This window comes from Vibrio sp. 1731 (assembly GCF_033339955.1).
Classification (GTDB): Bacteria; Pseudomonadota; Gammaproteobacteria; order Enterobacterales; family Vibrionaceae; genus Vibrio; species Vibrio alginolyticus.
This window is the reverse complement of sequence record NZ_JAWOVO010000001.1, coordinates 264,173-284,486: the sequence shown is the minus strand read 5'-3', so window position 1 is coordinate 284,486 and position 20,314 is coordinate 264,173. Positions and strand designations below refer to the sequence as shown.

Annotated in this window: 19 protein-coding genes and 1 riboswitch; of the genes, 9 read left to right on the top strand and 10 right to left on the bottom strand. The window is 42.8% G+C overall.

The window, feature by feature from the left end; translation table 11 throughout:
• Positions 1-161: 161 nt before the first annotated feature.
• Together pilW and metA are read right to left on the bottom strand one after the other, a co-directional pair.
• Entirely contained in the window at positions 162-887 is a 726-nt protein-coding gene (gene pilW, locus R7035_RS01150; protein WP_017820928.1) for a type IV pilus biogenesis/stability protein PilW, read from the bottom strand.
• Positions 888-1,066: 179 nt separating this feature from the next.
• The gene (metA, locus tag R7035_RS01145; protein WP_005377792.1) at positions 1,067-2,008 is read right to left on the bottom strand and encodes a homoserine O-acetyltransferase MetA; all 942 of its coding nucleotides are present in this window, start codon (positions 2,006-2,008) and stop codon (positions 1,067-1,069) included.
• A gap of 340 nt (positions 2,009-2,348) precedes the next feature.
• Between metA and R7035_RS01140 the strand changes: the two genes are divergently transcribed.
• From R7035_RS01140 to R7035_RS01130, 3 genes are all read left to right on the top strand, one after another.
• Positions 2,349-2,735: a DUF6559 family protein gene (locus R7035_RS01140; RefSeq protein WP_005377791.1), complete on the top strand. Its 387-nt coding sequence runs from the start codon at positions 2,349-2,351 to the stop codon at positions 2,733-2,735.
• Between the two features lie 123 nt (positions 2,736-2,858).
• Positions 2,859-3,194: a DMT family transporter gene (locus tag R7035_RS01135; RefSeq protein ID WP_169644527.1), complete on the top strand. Its 336-nt coding sequence runs from the start codon at positions 2,859-2,861 to the stop codon at positions 3,192-3,194.
• A 420-nt stretch (positions 3,195-3,614) separates the two neighbouring features.
• A complete protein-coding gene (locus tag R7035_RS01130) occupies positions 3,615-4,565 on the top strand; it encodes an LpxL/LpxP family Kdo(2)-lipid IV(A) lauroyl/palmitoleoyl acyltransferase (RefSeq protein ID WP_318145931.1) in 951 nt (316 codons plus the stop codon).
• Between the two features lie 70 nt (positions 4,566-4,635).
• Here R7035_RS01130 and R7035_RS01125 read toward each other — a convergent pair whose 3' ends face one another.
• Positions 4,636-6,108, bottom strand: a complete 1,473-nt coding sequence (locus R7035_RS01125; protein WP_005377788.1) for a carboxypeptidase M32 — start codon at positions 6,106-6,108, stop codon at positions 4,636-4,638.
• 223 nt (positions 6,109-6,331) lie between these two features.
• Here R7035_RS01125 and R7035_RS01120 point away from each other — a divergent pair, with 223 nt between their 5' ends.
• Both R7035_RS01120 and R7035_RS01115 read left to right on the top strand, forming a co-directional pair.
• On the top strand, positions 6,332-6,967 hold the full coding sequence (locus R7035_RS01120; protein WP_017820932.1) for a LysE family translocator: 636 nt from the start codon (positions 6,332-6,334) through the stop codon (positions 6,965-6,967).
• The gene (locus R7035_RS01115) at positions 6,967-7,533 is read left to right on the top strand and encodes a hypothetical protein (RefSeq protein ID WP_053350388.1); all 567 of its coding nucleotides are present in this window, start codon (positions 6,967-6,969) and stop codon (positions 7,531-7,533) included. The genes R7035_RS01120 and R7035_RS01115 overlap by 1 nt, the downstream gene beginning before the upstream one ends.
• A gap of 118 nt (positions 7,534-7,651) precedes the next feature.
• On the opposite strand, the gene R7035_RS01110 is transcribed toward R7035_RS01115, so the two are convergent.
• Positions 7,652-9,028: an alanine/glycine:cation symporter family protein gene (locus R7035_RS01110; protein ID WP_005377785.1), complete on the bottom strand. Its 1,377-nt coding sequence runs from the start codon at positions 9,026-9,028 to the stop codon at positions 7,652-7,654.
• A gap of 122 nt (positions 9,029-9,150) precedes the next feature.
• Positions 9,151-9,250, bottom strand: a riboswitch (glycine riboswitch).
• 527 nt (positions 9,251-9,777) lie between these two features.
• On the opposite strand from R7035_RS01110, the gene R7035_RS01105 reads away from it, so the two are divergent.
• Both R7035_RS01105 and R7035_RS01100 read left to right on the top strand, forming a co-directional pair.
• Entirely contained in the window at positions 9,778-9,936 is a 159-nt protein-coding gene (locus tag R7035_RS01105) for a hypothetical protein (RefSeq protein ID WP_005377784.1), read from the top strand.
• A gap of 31 nt (positions 9,937-9,967) precedes the next feature.
• Positions 9,968-10,702: a chromosome segregation ATPase gene (locus tag R7035_RS01100; RefSeq protein ID WP_017820934.1), complete on the top strand. Its 735-nt coding sequence runs from the start codon at positions 9,968-9,970 to the stop codon at positions 10,700-10,702.
• A gap of 89 nt (positions 10,703-10,791) precedes the next feature.
• Here the strand turns inward: R7035_RS01100 and R7035_RS01095 are convergent, their stop codons facing one another.
• The 6 genes from R7035_RS01095 to proV all read right to left on the bottom strand — a co-directional run bounded on the left by R7035_RS01095 (position 10,792) and on the right by proV (position 17,208).
• Complete coding sequence (locus R7035_RS01095; RefSeq protein ID WP_222716657.1) at positions 10,792-11,175, bottom strand: hypothetical protein; 384 nt, start codon at positions 11,173-11,175, stop codon at positions 10,792-10,794.
• A 99-nt stretch (positions 11,176-11,274) separates the two neighbouring features.
• Positions 11,275-11,640, bottom strand: coding sequence for a VOC family protein (locus tag R7035_RS01090; RefSeq protein ID WP_005377781.1), 366 nt, complete (start codon positions 11,638-11,640; stop codon positions 11,275-11,277).
• A gap of 146 nt (positions 11,641-11,786) precedes the next feature.
• Positions 11,787-13,736: an LTA synthase family protein gene (locus R7035_RS01085; protein WP_318145930.1), complete on the bottom strand. Its 1,950-nt coding sequence runs from the start codon at positions 13,734-13,736 to the stop codon at positions 11,787-11,789.
• A gap of 194 nt (positions 13,737-13,930) precedes the next feature.
• Positions 13,931-14,938: a glycine betaine/L-proline ABC transporter substrate-binding protein ProX gene (gene proX / locus R7035_RS01080; RefSeq protein WP_005385703.1), complete on the bottom strand. Its 1,008-nt coding sequence runs from the start codon at positions 14,936-14,938 to the stop codon at positions 13,931-13,933.
• Positions 14,931-16,016, bottom strand: a complete 1,086-nt coding sequence (gene proW / locus R7035_RS01075; protein ID WP_005377778.1) for a glycine betaine/L-proline ABC transporter permease ProW — start codon at positions 16,014-16,016, stop codon at positions 14,931-14,933. Before proW ends, proX begins: the two co-directional genes overlap by 8 nt.
• A gap of 4 nt (positions 16,017-16,020) precedes the next feature.
• Positions 16,021-17,208 (bottom strand): glycine betaine/L-proline ABC transporter ATP-binding protein ProV, encoded by a 1,188-nt coding sequence (gene proV, locus R7035_RS01070; protein WP_017633996.1) that lies wholly within the window; start codon positions 17,206-17,208, stop codon positions 16,021-16,023.
• Positions 17,209-17,646: 438 nt separating this feature from the next.
• On the opposite strand from proV, the gene R7035_RS01065 reads away from it, so the two are divergent.
• Entirely contained in the window at positions 17,647-19,527 is a 1,881-nt protein-coding gene (locus R7035_RS01065; protein ID WP_005377775.1) for a DUF294 nucleotidyltransferase-like domain-containing protein, read from the top strand.
• Positions 19,527-20,273: a 3'-5' exonuclease gene (locus R7035_RS01060; RefSeq protein ID WP_005385697.1), complete on the top strand. Its 747-nt coding sequence runs from the start codon at positions 19,527-19,529 to the stop codon at positions 20,271-20,273. Before R7035_RS01065 ends, R7035_RS01060 begins: the two co-directional genes overlap by 1 nt.
• Positions 20,274-20,314: the final 41 nt, after the last annotated feature.

Below are 20,314 nucleotides of genomic sequence, written 5' to 3'. Positions count from 1 at the left end.
CTTTTTATAATGTGACTTGGTCACTTATTCCGTTCAAATAGTACCGAATTTGACGTTTATGTACAGGATGAATGTATCACCGTGAGTCTGAATTCACTGGATTCTTGGTCAAGCGCTGTATTGGCTGTGAGCTAATGCGCCTTATGTATCGCTATTTTGTACTAAGAAAATTTTTCCAATTGTTTTTGATACTTTTTCTCGAGAGCTTCATTGCCTGCTGCACGTTCAAGTTGAATCATGAGTTGCAAAGAGGGCTTCTTCACGCCATACATTTGATTGAATCTCATTAATCGAATTCTAGCTTCAGTATAATCACCGCTATCAATTTCTATTTTAGCGAGTTGCAAAATCGATTTTGGTCTATGAGGGTCATGATCGATAGCTCTAGTAAAGTAGTATCTCGCTTTGTCTTTATCTTGTGATTTTAGCGCACAAAAAGCTGCATTCTCATAGCTTGCTGGAATAAGGTAGTAATAAGGCTGCTCAATGGCTCGATTAAACATCTGATCGGCTTTTTCGAAGTCACCTCGCTTGCAAAGAAAAGTACCGTAGTTATTGAGCACATTTCCGTTTTTAGTGTGTTGGCGTAGAGAGCGTTTATACATCTGTTCGGCTTTAATATCTTCACCAACCGTTTCGTAGTAGTGAGCCATAGATAATTGCGCGCGATAGTATTGAGGTGCGTGGTTTAAGGCTTGCTGTAAGTTATCATGCGCGCGAATCATGTTACCGCCGTCTAAATAACCTAAGCCAAGTGCGATACGTGATTCTGCCATTGCCACAGGATCGGCTTTAACGACAGGGCTTCCATCTTCTTTCACCGTCACGCAACCCACGAGTGCAAACTGAGACAATAATATTAGTGCACCGAGCTTTGCTGTTTTCATTCTTTATCCCTACATCCCTGAATCTTTCTGCATGATATGAATTACTTAGCAAAAACCTATTGAGGAAAAAACACTATGCGATCAGGTTTGCAAACTGTTATGAAAAAGCCGCCATATGGCGGCTTGGTTCACATATTACATTTCGGTAATGATGAGTGCTTTGTTTGCTTATTTTGAAGCTAATCGTCTTTAGTGAAAGCATCTTCACTGAAGTGATCGAGATCGTACGGTGTTTGCTGATAAACACAGTAGTTCAGCCAGTTTAAAAAGAGGAGGTGTCCATGGCTTCTCCAGCTTGCAATTGGTGGGTTATCTGGGTTGTTGTTTGGGTAATAGTTGACAGGAATAGCGGGCTCCATACCTTCGCTTAAATCTCGGATATATTCATTATGTAAGGTGTGAGAATCATACTCAGGGTGTCCTGTGACAAAGACATTGCGTTTGTCTTTTGTGGTGGCCAAGTACACACCTGCGACATCCGATGTCGCTAAAATGTCTAAGTCAGTATGCTCTTCTAGAAAGTGAGGCGAAAAATCTGCGTAACGCGAGTGAGGAGCCAAAAACGTGTCATCAAATCCGCGTAAGATAGGGTGAAATTGATGATGGATTTGATGATGATACACGCCTGAAAGTTTTTCTTTACGCGTTTTTTTAGGTAGATCGTAGAGTAGCTTTAACCCTGCTTGCGCAGCCCAGCAAACATAAAGAGTGGATGTCACATGATCTTTTGCCCACTCCATGATGGTTTTGAGATGATCCCAATAAATGACATCTTCAAATTGCACCAAACCTAATGGAGCCCCAGTAATGATCATGCCATCGAAGTTTTTATCTCGCACCATTTCAAATTGGCGATAAAACGTGTCTAAATGTTCAGTTGGCGTATTTTTACTCGGGCGGTTATCAATGCGCAGTAATTCGACGTTAACCTGTAGTGGGCTGTTTGAGAGTAGACGCAGAAACTGAGTTTCAGTCTCTATTTTTTTTGGCATCAGATTAAGGATCAGTACTCTTAAAGGACGTATTTCCTGACTCGCTGCACGCGTTTCACTCATCACGAAGATGTTTTCTGTCCTTAATACATCGGTAGCTGGTAATTGATCTGGAATTCTAATTGGCACGACTTTCTCTCCCTAAGTATAGTCAATCTAGACGTCTATACTTCTAAAGCTAACTTAATTAAGTTTAGATGTCGATACGAAATCCGACTTTTCAATCTACTCTTTACATTATGGTAAACCGTACTCGGGGTTGTCACACAATTGTGACTAAAGCAGAGTTTCTGATGAGATAGGTTTGAAACGCAGTGTGTACTATTTGCTGGTAATTATGCGATCACGTTAATATGTGAAGGTGACTTCGTATTAAGGAAGTCTCAAATTAATGAGCCATACTAAAAACAATCAGCTCACCATTTTGCATTAATGTGCATATTTGGAAACATCGTCAGTGGAGGACATTATGTTCGGTATTTTCAAGAGAAAGACAAAGATTCAGAGCATAGCTCAAGAAGTTCCTTGCGTGCTACTGCATTCGTTTGGTGATAAAGACATTTATACGCCGGAAGAGATTGATCAAGCTCTTCAAAAGCTGGGTTATGATAAGAGCAAGGATATCAGTCATTATCAGTATGCGTATGGAATGTTTGCCGATGAAGCCTCTTACGAGCTCCTAGAACTAACGGATGAGCTAGGTAATTATGGTCATTTCCAACGTGAAGTAGGTAAGATGCTACTCAATACACCTGAGCCGATTGATATGCATATCTACTTTGAAATTTCTCGTCAGCACCAAAACGTCAGCCTTTCACCTGGTCATCAAAAAGTAAGCGAAAGTGATGGTGTGTAAACATCGTTAGTGGTATTCCATCGTGAGATGAGTTGGGTATAATGCGCGGCCTAATTATCCGGACATGTTGTCGGTTACATTTCTGTTGAGCGTTAATGCCTTATGTTCAAAATGCTTGTCTCTATGCCACCAATGTTGGCGCTGTCGATAGCGATTGTATGTGAAGTGATTGCCACTTCTTATATTCCCAAAACAGAGCAATTTACGAAAGTAATGCCGAGCACAGTCGTTTTGATTGGTTACGGCATCGCTTTCTTCTTGCTTTCCGTCACAGTGCAAACAATGCCTGTCGGGGTTGTTTATGCCATATGGAGTGGTGCTGGGATCGTTTTGGTTGCGACGGTTGGTTACTTTGTTTACGGACAGCGTCTAGACTTACCAGCCCTAGTTGGTATTGGGTTTATCATCGCTGGTGTGTTGATCGTAAATTTATTATCCAAAACAGTAGGGTACGAATAACGCCACTCTACTTGTTAAGTGAATAAGAAGCCGCAGCGAGAAATTGCTGCGGCTTTTTAGTGCAAATTCAATCGCTAATGGCGAGTATTGATATGATGTCTTATTGTTGCATTCATCACGGTCGCATTATGTGATTGAAAAACAGGCATTATTTAGCGCATTGAAAATACAAAGTTATGTTTCTTCAAACTTTAGGAAAGGGCAGTAGATAAATCAATCCGATAGATGTTAACGTGGCGACTCATCTTTACTGCTTTTTCATTCCCTACATATTTCTGCAAAGTTCTTATTGTGTAGTGTGTCGAAGAACCATAGAATCCGCGCGCTTTAATTTATGTTATTAGCGTTATCAATGATAAAAGTGCAGTCCATTATCATTGTTTTTATCACTTATAGATGGGCACATCTGACAATACTTACATGAACAAATACAAAAAGCCTGCATTCAAGGCCGAATTTCTTTTGCCTCGTTACTGGGGAACGTTAATTATCATTAGCGTGATGTACTTACTTAGCCTCCTTCCTTTTAAAGTTCAACTAGCTTTGGGACGCAACATTGGTCGTTTAGCTATGCGACTCATGAGAAAACGTCAAGTTACGATCAGACGCAATCTTGAGCTTTGCTTCCCTCATATGGAAGAATGCCAACGCGAAGCAATTCTAAAAGACAACATCGACAATACTGGCATCGCACTTTTTGAGACCGCAATGGCATGGTTTTGGTCAGATAAACGGGTAAACAAACACGTCACGATAAAAGGCATGGAGCATCTAGAGGCTTTAGAGAAGTCAGGCAAAGGTGCGTTAATGTTGGCCGTACACTCAATGAATCTAGAGTTAGGTGCTCGAGCTTTTGGCATTAAAAAGTCTGGAACCGGTGTTTATCGCCCAAACAATAATCCGTGCTTTGATTATTTTCAGTATAAGGGACGCTCTCGCTCTAATCGTACACTGATTGATCGTAAAAACGTCAAAGCCATGCTTGAAGCACTTAAAACGGGTGAGCCGGTTTGGTATGCACCGGACCACGATTATGGTAACCGACGCTCGACATTTGCACCGTTATTTGCCGTTAAAAATGCTTGTACTACGACAGGTACAAGTTTGTTGGTTGATTCTACAGATTGCGCCATTGTGCCTTTTACGATGGTAAGAGGAAAAGACGGACACTATACCCTAACCATTAGTGCGCCCGTCGACGGTTTCCCGAAAGAGGATCTTCAACGCGCCGCCGCATTCGTGAATCAAATAGTTGAAACATCAATCATGGCAAGTCCGAGCCAGTATATGTGGCTTCATCGTCGGTTTAAAACTAGACCAGAGGGTGAGGACTGTTTGTACAAGCCTAGGCTCATCCCTAGCTTGTCATAACACATAGAGAGCCTACAAAAAGCCCAAGGAACATACGAACCTTGGGCTTTTACTTTCTATTCTTTTCGCTTTACAAGTAGCGATCTTTTAGGTGAGCTTGAAAGTGTTTAGCATTCAGTGTTTCACCCGTGGCTTGTTTTACCAACTCATCAGTGGTGAATAAGCTACCTTTACTCCAGATGTTTTCCGAGAGCCAATTGAATATCGGAGCTAAGTCGCCAGAACGAATAACCGCATCTACATCGACGGTTTGTTTCATTGCTGCCATAAATTGTGCAGCGTACATCGCACCGAGCGTGTAGGACGGGAAATAGCCAAAACTTCCGTCTGTCCAATGGATATCTTGCATACAGCCATTTTTGAAGTTTCCTTCGGTTGATAGCCCCAAGTACGCTTTCATCTTTTCGTTCCAGAGTTCTGGTACATCTGTATGTTTGATGACGCCGTTCATGAGATCTCGCTCAATTTCATATCGAAGAATAACGTGAGCAGGATATGTTAGTTCGTCAGCATCTACGCGAATAAAGCCTTTTTCTACGCGAGTGTAAATTTTGGCTAAATTGTCTTTTTCGAATTCACTACCAGAAAAATGGTTAGAAGCCAGTCGAGCGAGGTGATCGATAAACGCGCTGCTTCGTCCTATTTGCATTTCAAAGAAGAGTGATTGTGATTCATGAATACCCATAGAGCGAGCTTCTCCCGCGGGTGTTCCTGATAAATCTTTTGGTAGCCCTTGCTCGTATCGAGCATGGCCAGTTTCGTGGACAATCCCCATCAATGATTGGACAAACTCGTTTTCATTATAACGTGTCGTAATACGCACATCTGTCGGTACACCGCCACAAAATGGGTGGGTACTCTCATCAAGTCGACCGTGTTCAAAATCGAATTGAAGTAGCTTCATGACTTCCAAACCGAGCGCTTTTTGCTTTTCCGCAGGGTAGTGTGCAGTTGGCAATAAGATGTTGTCTGATTGTTGTTTTTCAAGCGCTTCATCGATCAAAGTAGGAAGCCAGGTTTTCACGTCAGCAAAAAGAATGTCTAACGACGCAGACGTTGTGCCAGGTTCATAAACATCGAGCATGGCATCATAAGGAGTCGTGCCATTTGCTTCGGCTCTAATTTGCGCTTCTTCCTGCGATAGCTTTACTACTTCAGCCCAGTTCTTTTCAAAACCAGCCCAGTCATTTTCTCCACGTTGCGTACGCCATGCATGTTCACATTTGGAGCCAGCAAGAGATTGAGCTTGAACTAATGATTCTGGTAGTAAGTTAGCTTGCTGCCACCCACGCTTCATTTCTCTTAGGATAGATTTTTCTTTTGTAGACAGCGTCTCTTCTTCTGCCTGAGCGAAAAGCTCTCCCAAGTGCGGTTGAGTCATTAAAGAATGGATATGTACATCGAGCTCTGCCGTGGCATTCGAGCGTGCTTCAGCGCCACCAGGTGGCATGACCGCTGCTTGATCCCAATCTATGATGGCAGATAGATGCTCAAAATTTGCCACTTTTTTGGAATGTTCAACGAGTTTTGTAAATGCGTTCATGTGACTACTCTTATTCTTTTGTTCTTTCCCTAAACACCCGATAACGGGTCCTTCATATGGTGTTGCACTAAGCAACCTGCGTTAATTTACTAATAATTAACAATTAACTCCAACCCATTGTCCATAAACTCACCCAGTTGTATAGCTCTCTTAAAAAAGAAGCTTGCGAATCTTGTGGATTGGCGGTATTGATGAAGGATTGACAATTAATTATCACGATAATATGGATATTTTGAATTTCGAGGCATTTATTATTGCCATTACGATTTTAACGTTAACGCCAGGTTTAGATACTGCACTTGTTATCCGTAACACTAGCCGATCGGGCCTAAAAGATGGATGTACAACCAGTCTAGGGATTTGCTTTGGCTTATTCGTACATGCTTTTTTTTCTGCGGTTGGTATCTCGGCGATTCTTGCGCAATCAGCAGAGTTGTTCCAAATCGTAAAAATGATTGGCGCGGCTTATCTTATCTGGCTTGGTTTGAGCAGTTTAAAAGCGCTAATGTCGTCGAAAGATGGATTGACCGTGACCGAGCAGATTCACGAAGTGTTTAATGGTAAGCGCTCTTTTAGAGAGGGCTTTCTTTCTAACGTCTTGAACCCGAAAACGGCGGTCTTCTATTTGGCTTTCTTGCCACAGTTTGTGAATCCAGAAGGTTCACCCTTGCTTCAATCAATGATGATGGCATCTGTACACTTTGCTATTGCGATGGTTTGGCAGTGTGGTTTAGCTGGCGCGCTCAACTCGGCTAAAAATCTACTAAAGAATGCAAGTTTTATGAAGTGGATGGAAGGCGCGACGGGCGCAGTATTAGTCGCACTTGGTGTGAAGTTATTGATTGAAAAACCCGTTTAATGCGTAATATTTATCGATTGTTGATACTACTCGCTGTATTTATTGTGGGGATAGGTGCCGCTGTTGCTTGGCATACGTGGCCACAAGTACAGTTTGCGCAACGCGGCATGATCTGGTCTTGGCACTGGGGCTACTTCGAGCCTTTTGCTAATGGAATACAACAAACGCGAACTCAAGACACTAAACAGTTATTGCTCAGGCGTGTGTATTTGCATGACGCTATTGTCGTTTTTGTTTCGACAACTATGGACAATAAATTTGAGGTCGACGTTGTAAAAGAGCAAACCTGTGAACCTAAAACGACGACTTGGGCTTCGGTCTCTGTCAATCATCAACGTGTCAGGCATGTACCTATGGTGTGCGATGCGTTTGGGCAAGGCTACTTTTATCGCTACATCGGGAAACATCTGGAATCGATTGAGGTTGGTGTCGGCGACTCGTTTATAACAGAAGCATTTTTAGACTGGCCGCTATCAGAGTTGAAAGCGGATCAATTCAAGCAAAAAAATGCGAAGTTTTTTGAAGAACGTGGAGAAAACGTTGAGCATCAATGGTTGAGAGATTAACCATTTAACCGAAGATAAATAAAGCCCGCTAAATAATAGCGGGCTTTATGTTTTTACCATTTCTAATGTGCTTTGCTCTCCGTTACTGGTAGTTTGTGACCGAACAGCTGTCGTTTCACTAAGCTTTCACTGCTTCAACTTCACCTGATTGCGATGTTGAGCTAAAGAACAGTTTGGTTTCTGCCAGTACGACGTGACGCAGTGCGATCAAACCAATCAGGTTAGGAATTGCCATCAGACCGTTTACGATATCAGCCAGTAGCCAAATCATATCGAGGTGAAGGAATGCACCAGATGCCACCAAGCCAACGAAAATCAGTTTGTATGGAAGCACAGCTTTAGTTCCGAACAGGAACACAACGCAACGCTCACCGTAGTAGTTCCAACCAAGAATGGTGGTAAAAGCGAAGAACATCAAACCGATTGAGACGAGCATAGGGCCAAATGTATCTGCATTTAAACCCACCGCAAAAGCATGAGTCGTCATCGCGGCGCCTGCTAGGTCACTTTGCCATGCACCGGTCAGGATTAGAGCAAGGCCTGTCATGGTACAAATAATGATGGTATCGAAAAAGGTACCCGTCATTGAAATTAGGCCTTGTTTAACACAAGAGTCTGTCTTCGCTGCTGCTGCTGCCATAGGCGCGCTACCCAAACCTGATTCATTTGAGAACACACCGCGAGCGATACCTGATTGGATTGCCAGCATGATGCTTGCACCTAAAAAACCACCAGTCGCTGCTGTTGATGTAAAGGCTGAAACCAGCACTAATTCAACGGCATTGAACAATTGGTCTGCATTCATGATGATCACGCTTAAACACGCCAACACATAAAATACAGCCATGGTAGGAACCACTTTTCCTGCAACGTTAGCAATGGATTTGATGCCACCCAAAGTTACGAAAGCAACCAAAAGAGTTAGTACAAAGGCAGATAGCTCACGGTTAACACCAAGAGATATCTCACTTGCATCCAGAATCGCGTTTACTTGTGGAAACGTACCGATACCAAAACAAGCAACACCCAAAGCAAACACTGCAAACATGATCGCGAGAGCTTTTGAGCCAACACCGTATTGCAAGTAATACATTGGGCCACCAATCATTTGGCCTTTATCATCGACTCTTCGGTACTTAACCGCCAACAAACATTCGGCGTATTTAGTCGCCATTCCGAAAAGGGCAGCGAGCCACATCCAGAATAGAGCGCCTGGTCCACCGAGTTTGATTGCTGTGGCAACACCAACAATGTTACCAGTACCAATTGTTGCTGAGAGCGCAGTACAAAGAGCTGCAAAGCTAGAAACGTCACCTTGAGTATTAGATGACTTATCTTTACTGAATACCATCGCTAGCGCTGTTGGGAGGTGTTTAAACTGGATCAAGCCAAGGCTAAAAGTGAAGTAAACACCTGTACCTACTAGCAAAATAAGCAGCGGTGGACCCCAGACAAAATTATCGATGGTTTGTAGTAAAGATTGTAGGTTGTTCATGATTTCCCCTTAATAAAACAACTAATAAGGAGAAGAGGGAAAGGACGAGATCAACGATCTCTAAAAGAACTAAGCTATTGGTTGTAGGCGGGAAGGCCAAGCAAAATAGTTAGGTTGTAACTTTCCACTCCTCTGTCCTTTTGCCTGAGAGTTTCACCTTGCGTGAGTGCAAGACTTGCTCCTTCGGCGACCGATTTAACGGTTCTCTCCAGAGGTTCCTCCAACTACAGTCCCCGCTACCTAGGTAGCACCTGAAATAGTTAATTCTTCGGCGAGTTATGCTAATCAAATGTTAAAATTTGATTAATAACCACTCTCCTGCAGTCTTCATCGGAACAATTACTCAATTAAATGAGTAAAGGTTAGTTAATGATGCTGGTCATCATTAACGTGTGAACTCTATCATGTTTTTGGTCCATTTCAACACCCTATGTCAATTTATTTTTAATGAAATAACCTCATCAATTTTCATGAAGGTATGTTTGCCAATCTTTTTGTGCGAGTCACGGCATAAATAAAATTTATTGGGTTAGGGAATGGAACCCAAAAACACTTCAGAACGATAAATGTGTTTCGATCGTTACGACATAAGTTATTCAATTAAGGACACAAAATTGATTAAAATCGGAGCACTTATTTTAAAATCTACGCTAAGTTGACCTTATGGTACGTATAAATGGGTTACAATGAACCTTTGTGAAACAGTCTACGGACCTAGGCAGTTTTTCATGAGTGGACAAGGAGGCGGTATGACCAGATTATTAGCCATTGCGGTGTTGATTGCAGTAGCATTTGTGCTGTTTCGTTATCGAACCAATGAAAAAGTCCAAAAAGCGACCGTTATAACATTAATTGGCGCATTTCTGATTTATACAGCATCAATTATGTTTGCGGAATTGATCCGCTAGCAAAGTAAAAGAGTCCTTGGAGTAGTATACGGTGAGTTCTCAGAACAAAATGGAAGAGCAAGACGACGTAGTTGTCATTGAAGAGCGTGACAAACGTACGCATATCTATATCGCAATCGCTGCGGTGTTAGGCTTGGCATTTGGTGGCCTTGTTGGATCGGTTGTCACTGCGAACAAGTGGGAATCGACTTACCACGTATTAGAAGAAAAGTATCAAGCACTAACGCAAGATAAAACCCAGTTGGCATCTCAAGTAAAAGTGCGTGAAGAGGCGCTTGACCAAGAGATACAAAACCAAGTTAGTGAGTTACTCGCCGCGAAAGATGAAGCTCATCAGAAAGCACTTAAGAAGTTGCAAAAGCAATTGACTGAGGTCGAGAAGGTTAACTTGTCACTAGAGTCTCAATTGAAGCAGCAGGCAGATAAGATCAACACGACGAAGTCAGAAAATGAAAAGTTGAGTCGTCAAGCGGATATGCAAGCGACTATGTTTGAGCGGTCCCGCGAAGTATTCCAGAAAGAGCTAAAAATTTCGCAAGAATTAGAGTCTCTCGAGAAAGAACGGTCGAAATTATTACCTAAGATTGAGAAACTCAAGAAAGAGTGTGACGTATTTTTAGAAGGCAAATCTTGGGACGTGAAGTCGGACGCGTGTGATAAACATGACGAAGCTAATTCACGACTAAGTCAGGTCGATCAAATGATTGAAGTCTATAAAATGGACCTCAAACAAATCAAAGCAATAACGGAAGATATCGGCCTTTAAGTCTTTTGTATCCGATTTTTGAAAAGCAAAAGGAGCTCTTTAAGAGCTCCTTTTTCGTTGTTAGCTATGACTTTAAGGCTGCTCGTATATTAGATTCGTGAGGCGTCATAGCCTGAGGCGAGCAGGAGCTCTCGTTCGTGTTTAATCAGCTGAGCTCGATCTTCAATTAGTTCATTGAGTGCTTGAGATGGCTTATCTGCTAATGCTTTGAACGAAGCAAAAGATTCCGCGGTGTCGATTTTATCAATCATCTGACTGATGACATTACGAGCCTCACACGGGTTACTCGTCGTTGTAAAGTATTCTACTTGCTTTGCTGCCGATTTCATCTCAGTTAATAGCTCAAGCGGGCTACTTTCTTTGGCTACTGCCATGTAGTTATCCAGCACGCGCTTTGCATAAAGCAGTTCTTTGAGGGGGATATCTCTTCCGCTCTCGATTAGGGATTCGCTAAGGATCATACTTGAGCTCATGGGCATTCCTTCTTATTACTACGCCGCTTTTGATGTTTCCTTGAGTCTAATTTATTGAAGTCACATTGGGAATGGGTAAAAAGCATTTTTAACGCATTTTTATTCATTTATGAAAACACGAATGCGATGCTTATCTGGATCGATAGCCATAAAATTTAACCCATACACTGATGTCGCTGGTGGTTGAACAAACTCAACACCTAGGTCTTTCCAGCGCTTGTAAATGCGCTCTAGCATATGACTATTGGGCACTGATAAAGACAACTCGGTACCACCACCTCGAATGCCGCTGTAGGGTGAAAGATTATCTCTTTGCTTGAGTGTCAACGTTAAGCCTTCGGTCAGTGGAATAGCGGCGAAGGTTGGAGACAACTGCGTGACTTTGCGTTCGAACAGTTTCGAATAAAAAACTTGGCTTATGTGGATGTCCTCAACGTAGAGAACGAATGAATTGATAGTCAGCATGGTTTGTTCCTTAATCAATTAGAAATAGTAGGGGCAATCTAACGGAAAGGAACGACAGGAGTTGTCAGTAGCACATTCTCGAAGGTAAGTGAAAGGATAAGAAAAAGGAGCCGTTTAGCTCCTTTTTATCAGCGTAATCATTGGTATTAATGAGTGTGTTTGGAAGAATACCAGTTGTTTTGATACGCTTTAGATGCAAATAATGCGTTTGCTTTTGCACGCTCGATAATAGACTCGTCCACCTCTAGCGGCTTCATGGTTTGGTCTTTAAAGTCGTACGCCAGGGTCGATACCTTTTCACCAGGGGAAAGCACAACGAGATTGTCGCGCGTTAAATAACCAAAGTTTTTGTCGTATTGCATCATTGCGCGTTCATCTTCGCGAGCCAGTGGCTTCGTTAAATCACGACCAATCATCGGTGTTTTAGCATCTACCCCAATCAGAGATAACAGTGTAGGCGGCATGTCTATGTTGTTTGCTATGCGGTCATCTTTACGTGGTTGAATGCCTTTACCAAGGATCAATGCTGGAATGTGAAAGTGCTTAACCGGAACAAGGTTAGCGCCAGAAACACGCGCATCATGATCTGCAATTACAATGAAAATGGTATCATCCCAATAAGATGACTTTTTCGCCTTTTCAAAGAAAGTGCCCAAGGCGTAATCGGAATATTTTACGGCGTTGTTACGCGTCATATATTCTGAATCGTATGGCTCAATTTTGCCTTTCGGATACTCATAAGGGCTATGATTACTTGACGTAAAAACTAAGCTAAAGAAAGGTTTGTCGCTTTTTGAAAGGCGTTCAAACTCTTCGTTTGCTTTGTTATATAGATCTTCATCACTAACACCCCAAGAGCCAACAAAGCTTGGGTTGTTATAATCATCTTCTTCTACTATTTGATCAAAACCGTTACCAAAGAAGAAAGTTTTCATGTTGTCAAAGTTGGCTTCACCGCCGTAAATAAATTGCGTGTGATAGCCTTGAGCTTTCAGTAAGTCCGCGATGGTAAAGAAACCCGTTTGGCTTTTACTCAGCTTCACTACCGCGCGAGATGGAGATGGAGGAAAGCCCGTGGTTACGGCTTCAATTCCACGAACAGAACGAGTACCAGTGGCGTACATTTGTGTGAACTGCCAACCTTCCTTCATGAGTTCATCAAGGTTTGGTGTTAGAGGCAAACCACCCAAAGCACCGACAAATTGGGCGCCTAAGCTTTCTTGTAGCAAAATCACTAAGTTTTTATGTTTACCTTGGTAAGTCGCGGGGTTACTGTTCATGGTTGGGAGTAATGAAGGGGTGAAGTCGGACTTTGTTGATGAAGTGCGAACTAATTCCAACATCTTTTGAGTGTCCATTTTTCCGTAGAACTGCTCCGCGCTCTTTTCTGACTTCATGCTATTAACCGCAAACAACAATGAGTAAGATGAGTTCAGTGCTAAGTCGTTAAGCAGTGGATCGTTAGAAAAGGCGACCATAGCAGGATTTAGCGGGCGGTGCCCTAAAGATGAGCGAGCACCTGCAACCCCAAAAAGAACAACGAAAAGTGCCAATAGTGGTCGCCATTTCCAGTTGACCTGCTGCGCCTTATCGGTCAGTTTCTTACTCCACTTCCAACCTAAAGTGATGGTTAAAACTGTACCTAACGCACCAATAAACAGTTCTAATTTGTAGCCAGTCCAGAGCATACTCAAGACTTCTTTTGGGTAGATTAAGTATTCCACAAACAGGCGGTTTGGACGTAGGTCGTATTCCTGAATGAATGGCGCTGTTGCTAGCTCCATGTATACAAGCACCCAAAGCCCTAAAACCATCCATATGCGTAATATTCGCTTCCAACACTCTCCCATCTTACCGGTTAATGGCATGAAGGTTGAAAACAGTGCTGGAAGAATAAATAACCAGCAAAGCGTTGCAATATCTACGCGCAAACCTTGACCTAGGATGTAAATTAAGTCGTTTAGAGAGTCAATACGGTCAATCTGCCAAAAAGCTAGCAAAACTCTTGAGATAGACAGAAATAGAAGCGAAAACAAAGAAAAGGCAGCAATTGGCTGCAAAGGCCCCCACACAGAGCTCTTTGATAAGTTTTTCATATTTATTCGAATAGTTTAATTGTTATGTTGTGTTGTTTTTAGCAAAGCAAGCGTGAAATAAACGTGAATTATAATGTGGGTTTATGGTCGAGTAGTGTAAGTGTTGGTATGTCTATGTAAGGGGGAGGGGCGTTTGTGTAAAAAAAGAGCCAGTTGATAACACCAACTGGCTCTAGAGGTTGATAAAGGCATGATTACATTGCGGCTTTCTTCGCTTCTTCGACCCAAGCGTCGAACTTTTTCTGGTTCGCTTTGATCCAACCATTTACATGAGACTCGATGTCCGCTGAGCTGTTCTTACCTTGGCTCATCATCATATTCTGAGCACTAACATCATTGATATTTAGTTTGATGATTTCAAACAGCTTTGCAGCAGCAGGGTTGTTTTCTGTAAACTCTTTATTGGCAACGATGCGCATAGAGTTCATCTCGAAGCCGTAGTTCTTACCGTTCTCTAGTGTTGTATCAATGTCCTTACGCTCACCAGGAAGTGAAGAGAATGGCACTTCTAACCACACAACATCTTTCCCCGGAACTAAAACGCCACTTACCCAGTACGGTGTCCAAGTGTAGTAAAGAATCGGATCGCCTTTTTTGTAACGTGAGATCGTATCAGCGATAATCGCTGCGTAGTTACCTTGGTTGTGTGTTACTGTGTCACGGAGTTTGAAAGCATCCAACTGATGCTCAACAACCATTTCACAACCCCAACCTGGGTTACAACCAGTTAAGTCCGCTTTGCCATCGCCGTTTGCATCGAATAGCTTCGCCAATTTTGGATCTTTTAACTGACCAATGTTAGTGATGTTATATTTTTCCGCTGTTTTCTTATCGATCAAATAACCTTGCGCAGCACCACTTACGTATTGGCCTTTACGGAAGAACTTATCATCACCGCCAGACATCGTGTACTTATCGGCGTGAAGAGGGAACCAACCAACCGCTAAGAAAGTAGCATCACCTTTAGCAATAGAGGTGTAGCCTACGTTGTAGTCCACTTCTTTGGTCGGTTTAACATCGTAACCAAGCTCTTCAAGTGCGCGGTTTACGATCAACGTTTGAAATGTTTCTTCTGCAACGGTTGATTGAACAGGCTGAACAGTGACACCTTCACCCGGTAGTTCACTTGCCACACCATAAGTTGAAAATGCGATAGTACTTAGAGCTCCAACAGAGAGCGCTTTCTTCCATGAATTATTCATTGATGTTTCTCCTAAGTTTTAGATCGTCTTGGTTCGTCTTTGTTTTCAGTTTTAATAGGTATGAAACAGGACCTGTGTGATACCAGCGAAGTTTAGTGTTGCCCGCATTAACCCCTAACACCTGGGTGATACGGTCTAACAAAATCGCAAGAATAACGATGCCTAAGCCACCAACGGCAGCAAGACCCATATCAAGTCGGCCAATACCACGAAGTACCATTTGGCCTAAGCCGCCAACAGCAATCATTGAAGCAATCACTACCATAGAAAGTGACAGCATTAAGGTTTGGTTTACACCTGCCATGATAGTTGGTAACGCCAACGGTAACTGGATGCGATAAAGCATCTGTTTTTTGTTTGCCCCGAAAGAGTGGCCAGCTTCGATAAGCTCTTCAGGTACTTGTTGAATACCCAAAATAGTCAGGCGCACAACGGGAGGCAGGGCGAAAATGATCGTTACTACTACGCCAGGAACGTTACCAATACCAAACAACATAACAATTGGTACAAGGTAAACGAACGCGGGAGTCGTTTGCATTGCATCTAATATTGGCCTAACAAATTTGGCAGCGGTTTGGCTCCTTGCCAACCATATCCCCATTGGTAGCCCTATAAGCAAACAGAAGAAAACGGCGGTTAACACCAGTGCTAGCGTTGTCATCGCTTGTGACCACGCACCAATTAGGCCAATGAAAACAAGGGATACAAGAGTAGAAAAACCAAGTTTTACATTGGAAAACTGCCACGCTAGCAAAAATAAAATGAGTACCATTATAGGCGCAGGTGTAGACACCAAAGCAGTTTCAAACGACGTTAGAATAAAGTCGATTGGAACTCGTATTGCTTGGAAAACAGGTCGACCATGTTCCACCAGCCAGTTCAAACCGGATTCTACCCAGCTATCGAGGGGTAAAACCGCATCTTGGAATGGGTTCATAATATCGAATGGCGCTTGCTCTACAGTTTCTGAGTTGAGCCAATCATTACTTGGCGCGGCCTCTGTACCTTGCGACCAAGGATCATCTTGCGCAGGAGCAGTATTTGACCAGGGATCATTGTTAGTTTGCTCTGAAGACATCGTGTTAATCCTTATCTAGTGTTTGTAGAAGACGTGATTTAGTCACGACACCAAAGTAAGTTCCTTGCTCATCTACGACAGGCACGGCATAAGGAACACCAGCAACCAGACCCAAAATGTCATTAATTGACTGATCAGGCTGAAGAGTAACTTCATCCGGTAATTGAGCACTGGCTAACGAACGGTTTTCTTTATGAGCCAAACGTAGTGAATCAAGAGATACGATGCCGGAATATCGGCTAGATTTATCGACGACAATACCGTAATCACGGTCGTGATCCATCAGAATCTGCATCGCAGAGCCTGGACCGTCATTTTCCGATTTCTTAAAAACAGCCGCTGGCTTCTTGCGCGCGATATCTTTTGCTGTCAAGACACTTGCGATGTTTACGCCGCGGAAAAATGCTTCGACATAATCATTTGCTGGACTGTGTAATATTTCATCAGGTGTACCAACCTGAACAACCTCACCGTTTTGCATGATGGCGATACGGTCGCCAATGCGCATTGCTTCATCCAAATCATGAGAAATGAAGACAATTGTGCGTTTGTCATCGTTCTGTAGACGAATAAGCTCATCTTGCATCTCAGAACGGATCAATGGGTCTAAAGCGGAAAACGCCTCGTCCATTAATAGGATGTCAGGATCACAGGCTAACGCTCTCGCTAAACCAACGCGCTGTTTCATACCACCGGATAATTCGTCAGGGAAAGATTCTGCATAAGGGTCTAAACCCACTCTTTCTAAGGCGGAAAGGGCACTTTTCTGACGCTCATTAACATCGATGCCGGCAAGTTCTAAACCAAAGGCGGCATTTTCAATCACCGTCATGTGTGGCATGAGTGCGAAACTTTGAAACACCATTGAGATATTATTACGACGAACTTCTCGAAGTTCATTCTCGGAGATGTGGGCGATATCTCTTCCTTTGAGATAAACACTACCTTTAGTCGGCTCAATGAGCCGGTTAAGAAGTCGAACAAGGGTGGATTTCCCGGAGCCAGAAAGGCCCATGATTACGAAAATTTCCCCTTCATTTATGGTGAGAGATACATCGTTTACGCCGACTGTTAAACCTGTCTGTTCAAAAATACCGTCTTTATCGACGCCTTTGTCGATAAGCGAGAAGGCTCTCTCTGGGTCTTCTCCAAACACTTTATACAGTCCCTTAACTTCCAGTATGGGATCCATGTTATCTGTCCTTTTTCGTGTGTTTATAACTGTTTAACGATTTGTACTCTAATTAATTTTAGTTCAACTTTCAACGAAAGGGGGTTGGTTAACTAGTTCTGCCGTGCATAGAGAACTCGTTGAGCAAGGTATGTTCAATTCTTATTTTTTATATTTAAAACAATTGCTTGTGATGTGTTTTTATCCGCCATAACGTTGCCCTGACGTAGGGTTGAATTTATTTTGAATTTTTTTGTACATTTCAACTCAACTCGCTTGCATAGATATAAGCTGTGATAGCTTAGAACTCTACATATAAAAAGGTTAGAGCTCTAATTTTTGGTTAAGGCTTGGTCCTGTGAAATCGGTTAGGTACTGTTATCCTTAGATTTATTTATTGCTTGATTTCACTCAGGGTGATATTTATCGCTGTAGTTTAGGCAACGTATGGAATAAAAAATGGAAGCCGAACAGTTAGAAGTGCTCAATTTCATTAGCCAGTACCCACCTTTTGATGACCTACCTGAAGAGCAGCTTAGAAAAATCGCTCTCAATGCCGAGGTTGCATACTTTCGGCAAGGAACAAAAATCCTTAACTTCGGAGATACGATCCGCGACTTGTATATGGTGAGAAGTGGGGCGGTAGAGATTTATCGGCGTAAAGGTGAACTTTACAACAGGATTGATGCTGGTGGACTGTTTGGTCAGATGGGGTTGTTGATGAACAACCGCGTACGGATGCCAGCCAAAGCGATAGAAGACACTCTCGTTTACTGTATTCCGGAAAACATCTTCAATGAACTTTGTGATGAGTTTGAAAACTTTGCGGACTACATGGAACTGGAAGATAGCGCGCGTTTGCGAAGCGCAATATCTAGCCGATCTGAAAGCAATGACTTTACCACCGCTAAGGCACGTAAAATCTTAGCAAGAGATCCAGTAACTCTAGAGGCAACGGCTTCAATTCAGGAAGCTGCAATACTCATGGCAGAGGAGAATGTCACCTCTCTGCTCATTATTCGCCCGACAGAGGAGCTCACAGAAGAAGATGACGAACAGCTGCTTGGAATATTGACTGATCGCGATCTTTGCATTCGCGTACTAGCTCAAGGTATTGATACCAATATTCCAGTGAGTGAGGTCATGAGTTATGACGTTGTTTCATTGGATTATAACGCCTATGTGTTTGAGGCCATGTTAACTATGTTGCGTTACAACGTGCATCATTTACCAATTTTAAAAGATAAAAAGCCGATAGGAATTATTGGCATGACGGACATCGTTCGTTACGAATCTCAGAACAGCCTATTGCTAGTGAGCTCTATTTTTCAGCAAACCAGTGTCGAGGATCTCAAGCAGGTTTCTGAACAAGTAAAAGACTGTTTCGTAAGAATGGTCAATGAAGATGCCAACGCGCACATGATTGGTCGAGCCATGTCGGTTATAGGCAGTAGTTTCAAACAACGCCTCGCTGAATTAGCTGAGCAAGAGTTCGGCCCAGCGCCCATTCCTTATTGTTTAGTCGCAATGGGTTCAATGGCGAGGGATGAGCAGCTAATTGTAACGGATCAAGATAACGCGCTTATTCTCGATAACAGTTATGACGTTGAGATTCACGGAGAGTACTTTGAAAAGTTTGCTAAATTTGTTTGTGATGGTTTAGCGGCATGCGGCTATGCTTATTGTACTGGAGACATTATGGCTACCAACCCAGAATGGCGAAAAACTCGTGCAGAATGGGAAGAATGCTTTGGAAACTGGATAGACAATCCAACCCCTGAGAGATTGTTAAATAGTAATATCTTTTTTGATCTCCTCGGTGTGCATGGGCGAGTGAAATGGGCGGAGCAATTAAGCAGCTTTATTGTGAGACGAGCGAAAAGAAATAACCGCTTTCTTGCTTGTATGGCGTATAACGCAATACGTAGGACGCCTCCACTGGGCTTTTTCAAAGACTTTGTGATGGAGAAAGATGGTCGTCATCGCAACTCGATTAACTTGAAGCGAAGGGGGACGGCTCCGTTGGCCGATTTAATACGGGTGCATTCTCTGGCAATCGGTTCGCGATCGCAAAACTCTTTCGACCGTTTAGATGACATTAATGATGCTGGCATTTTACCGAAAGGTCGAGGTTTGGATTTAAGGGATGCGATGGAGCTAATCTACATGGTTCGAATTCGTCACCAAGCCCTTGATATAGAAAATGGAGAAGAGCCAGACAACAATATTGAGCCGGAGAACATGTCTGAATTTGAACGTCGAAACTTAAAAGCAGCATTTCAAATTCTAAGTAACGCTCAGAACTTCATTAAGTTTCGATACCAGAGAAGTAGCAAATAATGTGGTTCTCAAAAAAAGTAGAAAAAGAACAGCCGTTGTTGGATACATCCCAGACGCCAGAGTGGTCAATGTTGTTCAAACAACTAGCTAAAGAAGCGAAAGACGAGAGGCTCAAACGCTACTATTCGACACCGATGGTTAATGGGGAAACACCAATTGAACAAGTGCCATTTGTCTCGGTAGACTTTGAGACAACAGGATTGAACTCGGAAGAGGATGTCATTCTCACGATCGGACTTGTGCCGTTCACTATTGATCGTGTTCAATGTAATGGTTCTGCTCATTGGGTCGTTAACCCAAACAGAGAGTTAAACCACGAGTCTGTCATTATTCACGGTATCACTGACTCTGAGGTTAAAAACGCGCCGCAGCTGTCTCAGATCTTGGGTGAAATATTGGATGCGTTGTCAGGCAAAGTGGTACTTGTTCACTACAAGAACATTGAAAGGCAGTTCTTTAATAACGCCTTGCTAAATAGCATCGGAGAGGGGATACAGTTTCCTGTTGTTGATACGTTAGATATTGAGTATGCGATACAACGCCGTGAATGCAGAGGTTTTATCAATAAGTTGAAAGGCAAGAAACCCGGTTCTGTACGATTAGGGTACGCTCGTGAAAGATATGGCCTCCCTGCTTATCAACCTCACCATGCCCTGACGGATGCGTTAGCAACTGCGGAGCTGTTTCAAGCACAACTGCAGTATCACTTTAATCGAAACATGCCAATATCTTCGGTTTGGCAATAGGCGTTATTTATGGTGAAAACAATAAAATGCAATGAGAGATA

Coding starts and splice junctions, on each gene's coding strand:
- R7035_RS01095 (WP_222716657.1), bottom strand. CDS start 11,175: ATGAGCTCAAGTATGATCCTTAGCGAATCCCTAATCGAGAGCGGAAGA.
- proV (WP_017633996.1), bottom strand. CDS start 17,208: ATGGATCCCATACTGGAAGTTAAGGGACTGTATAAAGTGTTTGGAGAA.
- R7035_RS01105 (WP_005377784.1), top strand. CDS start 9,778: ATGACCAGATTATTAGCCATTGCGGTGTTGATTGCAGTAGCATTTGTG.
- R7035_RS01125 (WP_005377788.1), bottom strand. CDS start 6,108: ATGAACGCATTTACAAAACTCGTTGAACATTCCAAAAAAGTGGCAAAT.
- proW (WP_005377778.1), bottom strand. CDS start 16,016: ATGTCTTCAGAGCAAACTAACAATGATCCCTGGTCAAATACTGCTCCT.
- R7035_RS01090 (WP_005377781.1), bottom strand. CDS start 11,640: ATGCTGACTATCAATTCATTCGTTCTCTACGTTGAGGACATCCACATA.
- R7035_RS01135 (WP_169644527.1), top strand. CDS start 2,859: ATGCCACCAATGTTGGCGCTGTCGATAGCGATTGTATGTGAAGTGATT.
- R7035_RS01140 (WP_005377791.1), top strand. CDS start 2,349: ATGTTCGGTATTTTCAAGAGAAAGACAAAGATTCAGAGCATAGCTCAA.
- R7035_RS01065 (WP_005377775.1), top strand. CDS start 17,647: ATGGAAGCCGAACAGTTAGAAGTGCTCAATTTCATTAGCCAGTACCCA.
- R7035_RS01110 (WP_005377785.1), bottom strand. CDS start 9,028: ATGAACAACCTACAATCTTTACTACAAACCATCGATAATTTTGTCTGG.
- R7035_RS01085 (WP_318145930.1), bottom strand. CDS start 13,736: ATGAAAAACTTATCAAAGAGCTCTGTGTGGGGGCCTTTGCAGCCAATT.
- R7035_RS01120 (WP_017820932.1), top strand. CDS start 6,332: ATGGATATTTTGAATTTCGAGGCATTTATTATTGCCATTACGATTTTA.
- proX (WP_005385703.1), bottom strand. CDS start 14,938: ATGAATAATTCATGGAAGAAAGCGCTCTCTGTTGGAGCTCTAAGTACT.
- R7035_RS01130 (WP_318145931.1), top strand. CDS start 3,615: ATGAACAAATACAAAAAGCCTGCATTCAAGGCCGAATTTCTTTTGCCT.
- R7035_RS01115 (WP_053350388.1), top strand. CDS start 6,967: ATGCGTAATATTTATCGATTGTTGATACTACTCGCTGTATTTATTGTG.
- R7035_RS01060 (WP_005385697.1), top strand. CDS start 19,527: ATGTGGTTCTCAAAAAAAGTAGAAAAAGAACAGCCGTTGTTGGATACA.
- pilW (WP_017820928.1), bottom strand. CDS start 887: ATGAAAACAGCAAAGCTCGGTGCACTAATATTATTGTCTCAGTTTGCA.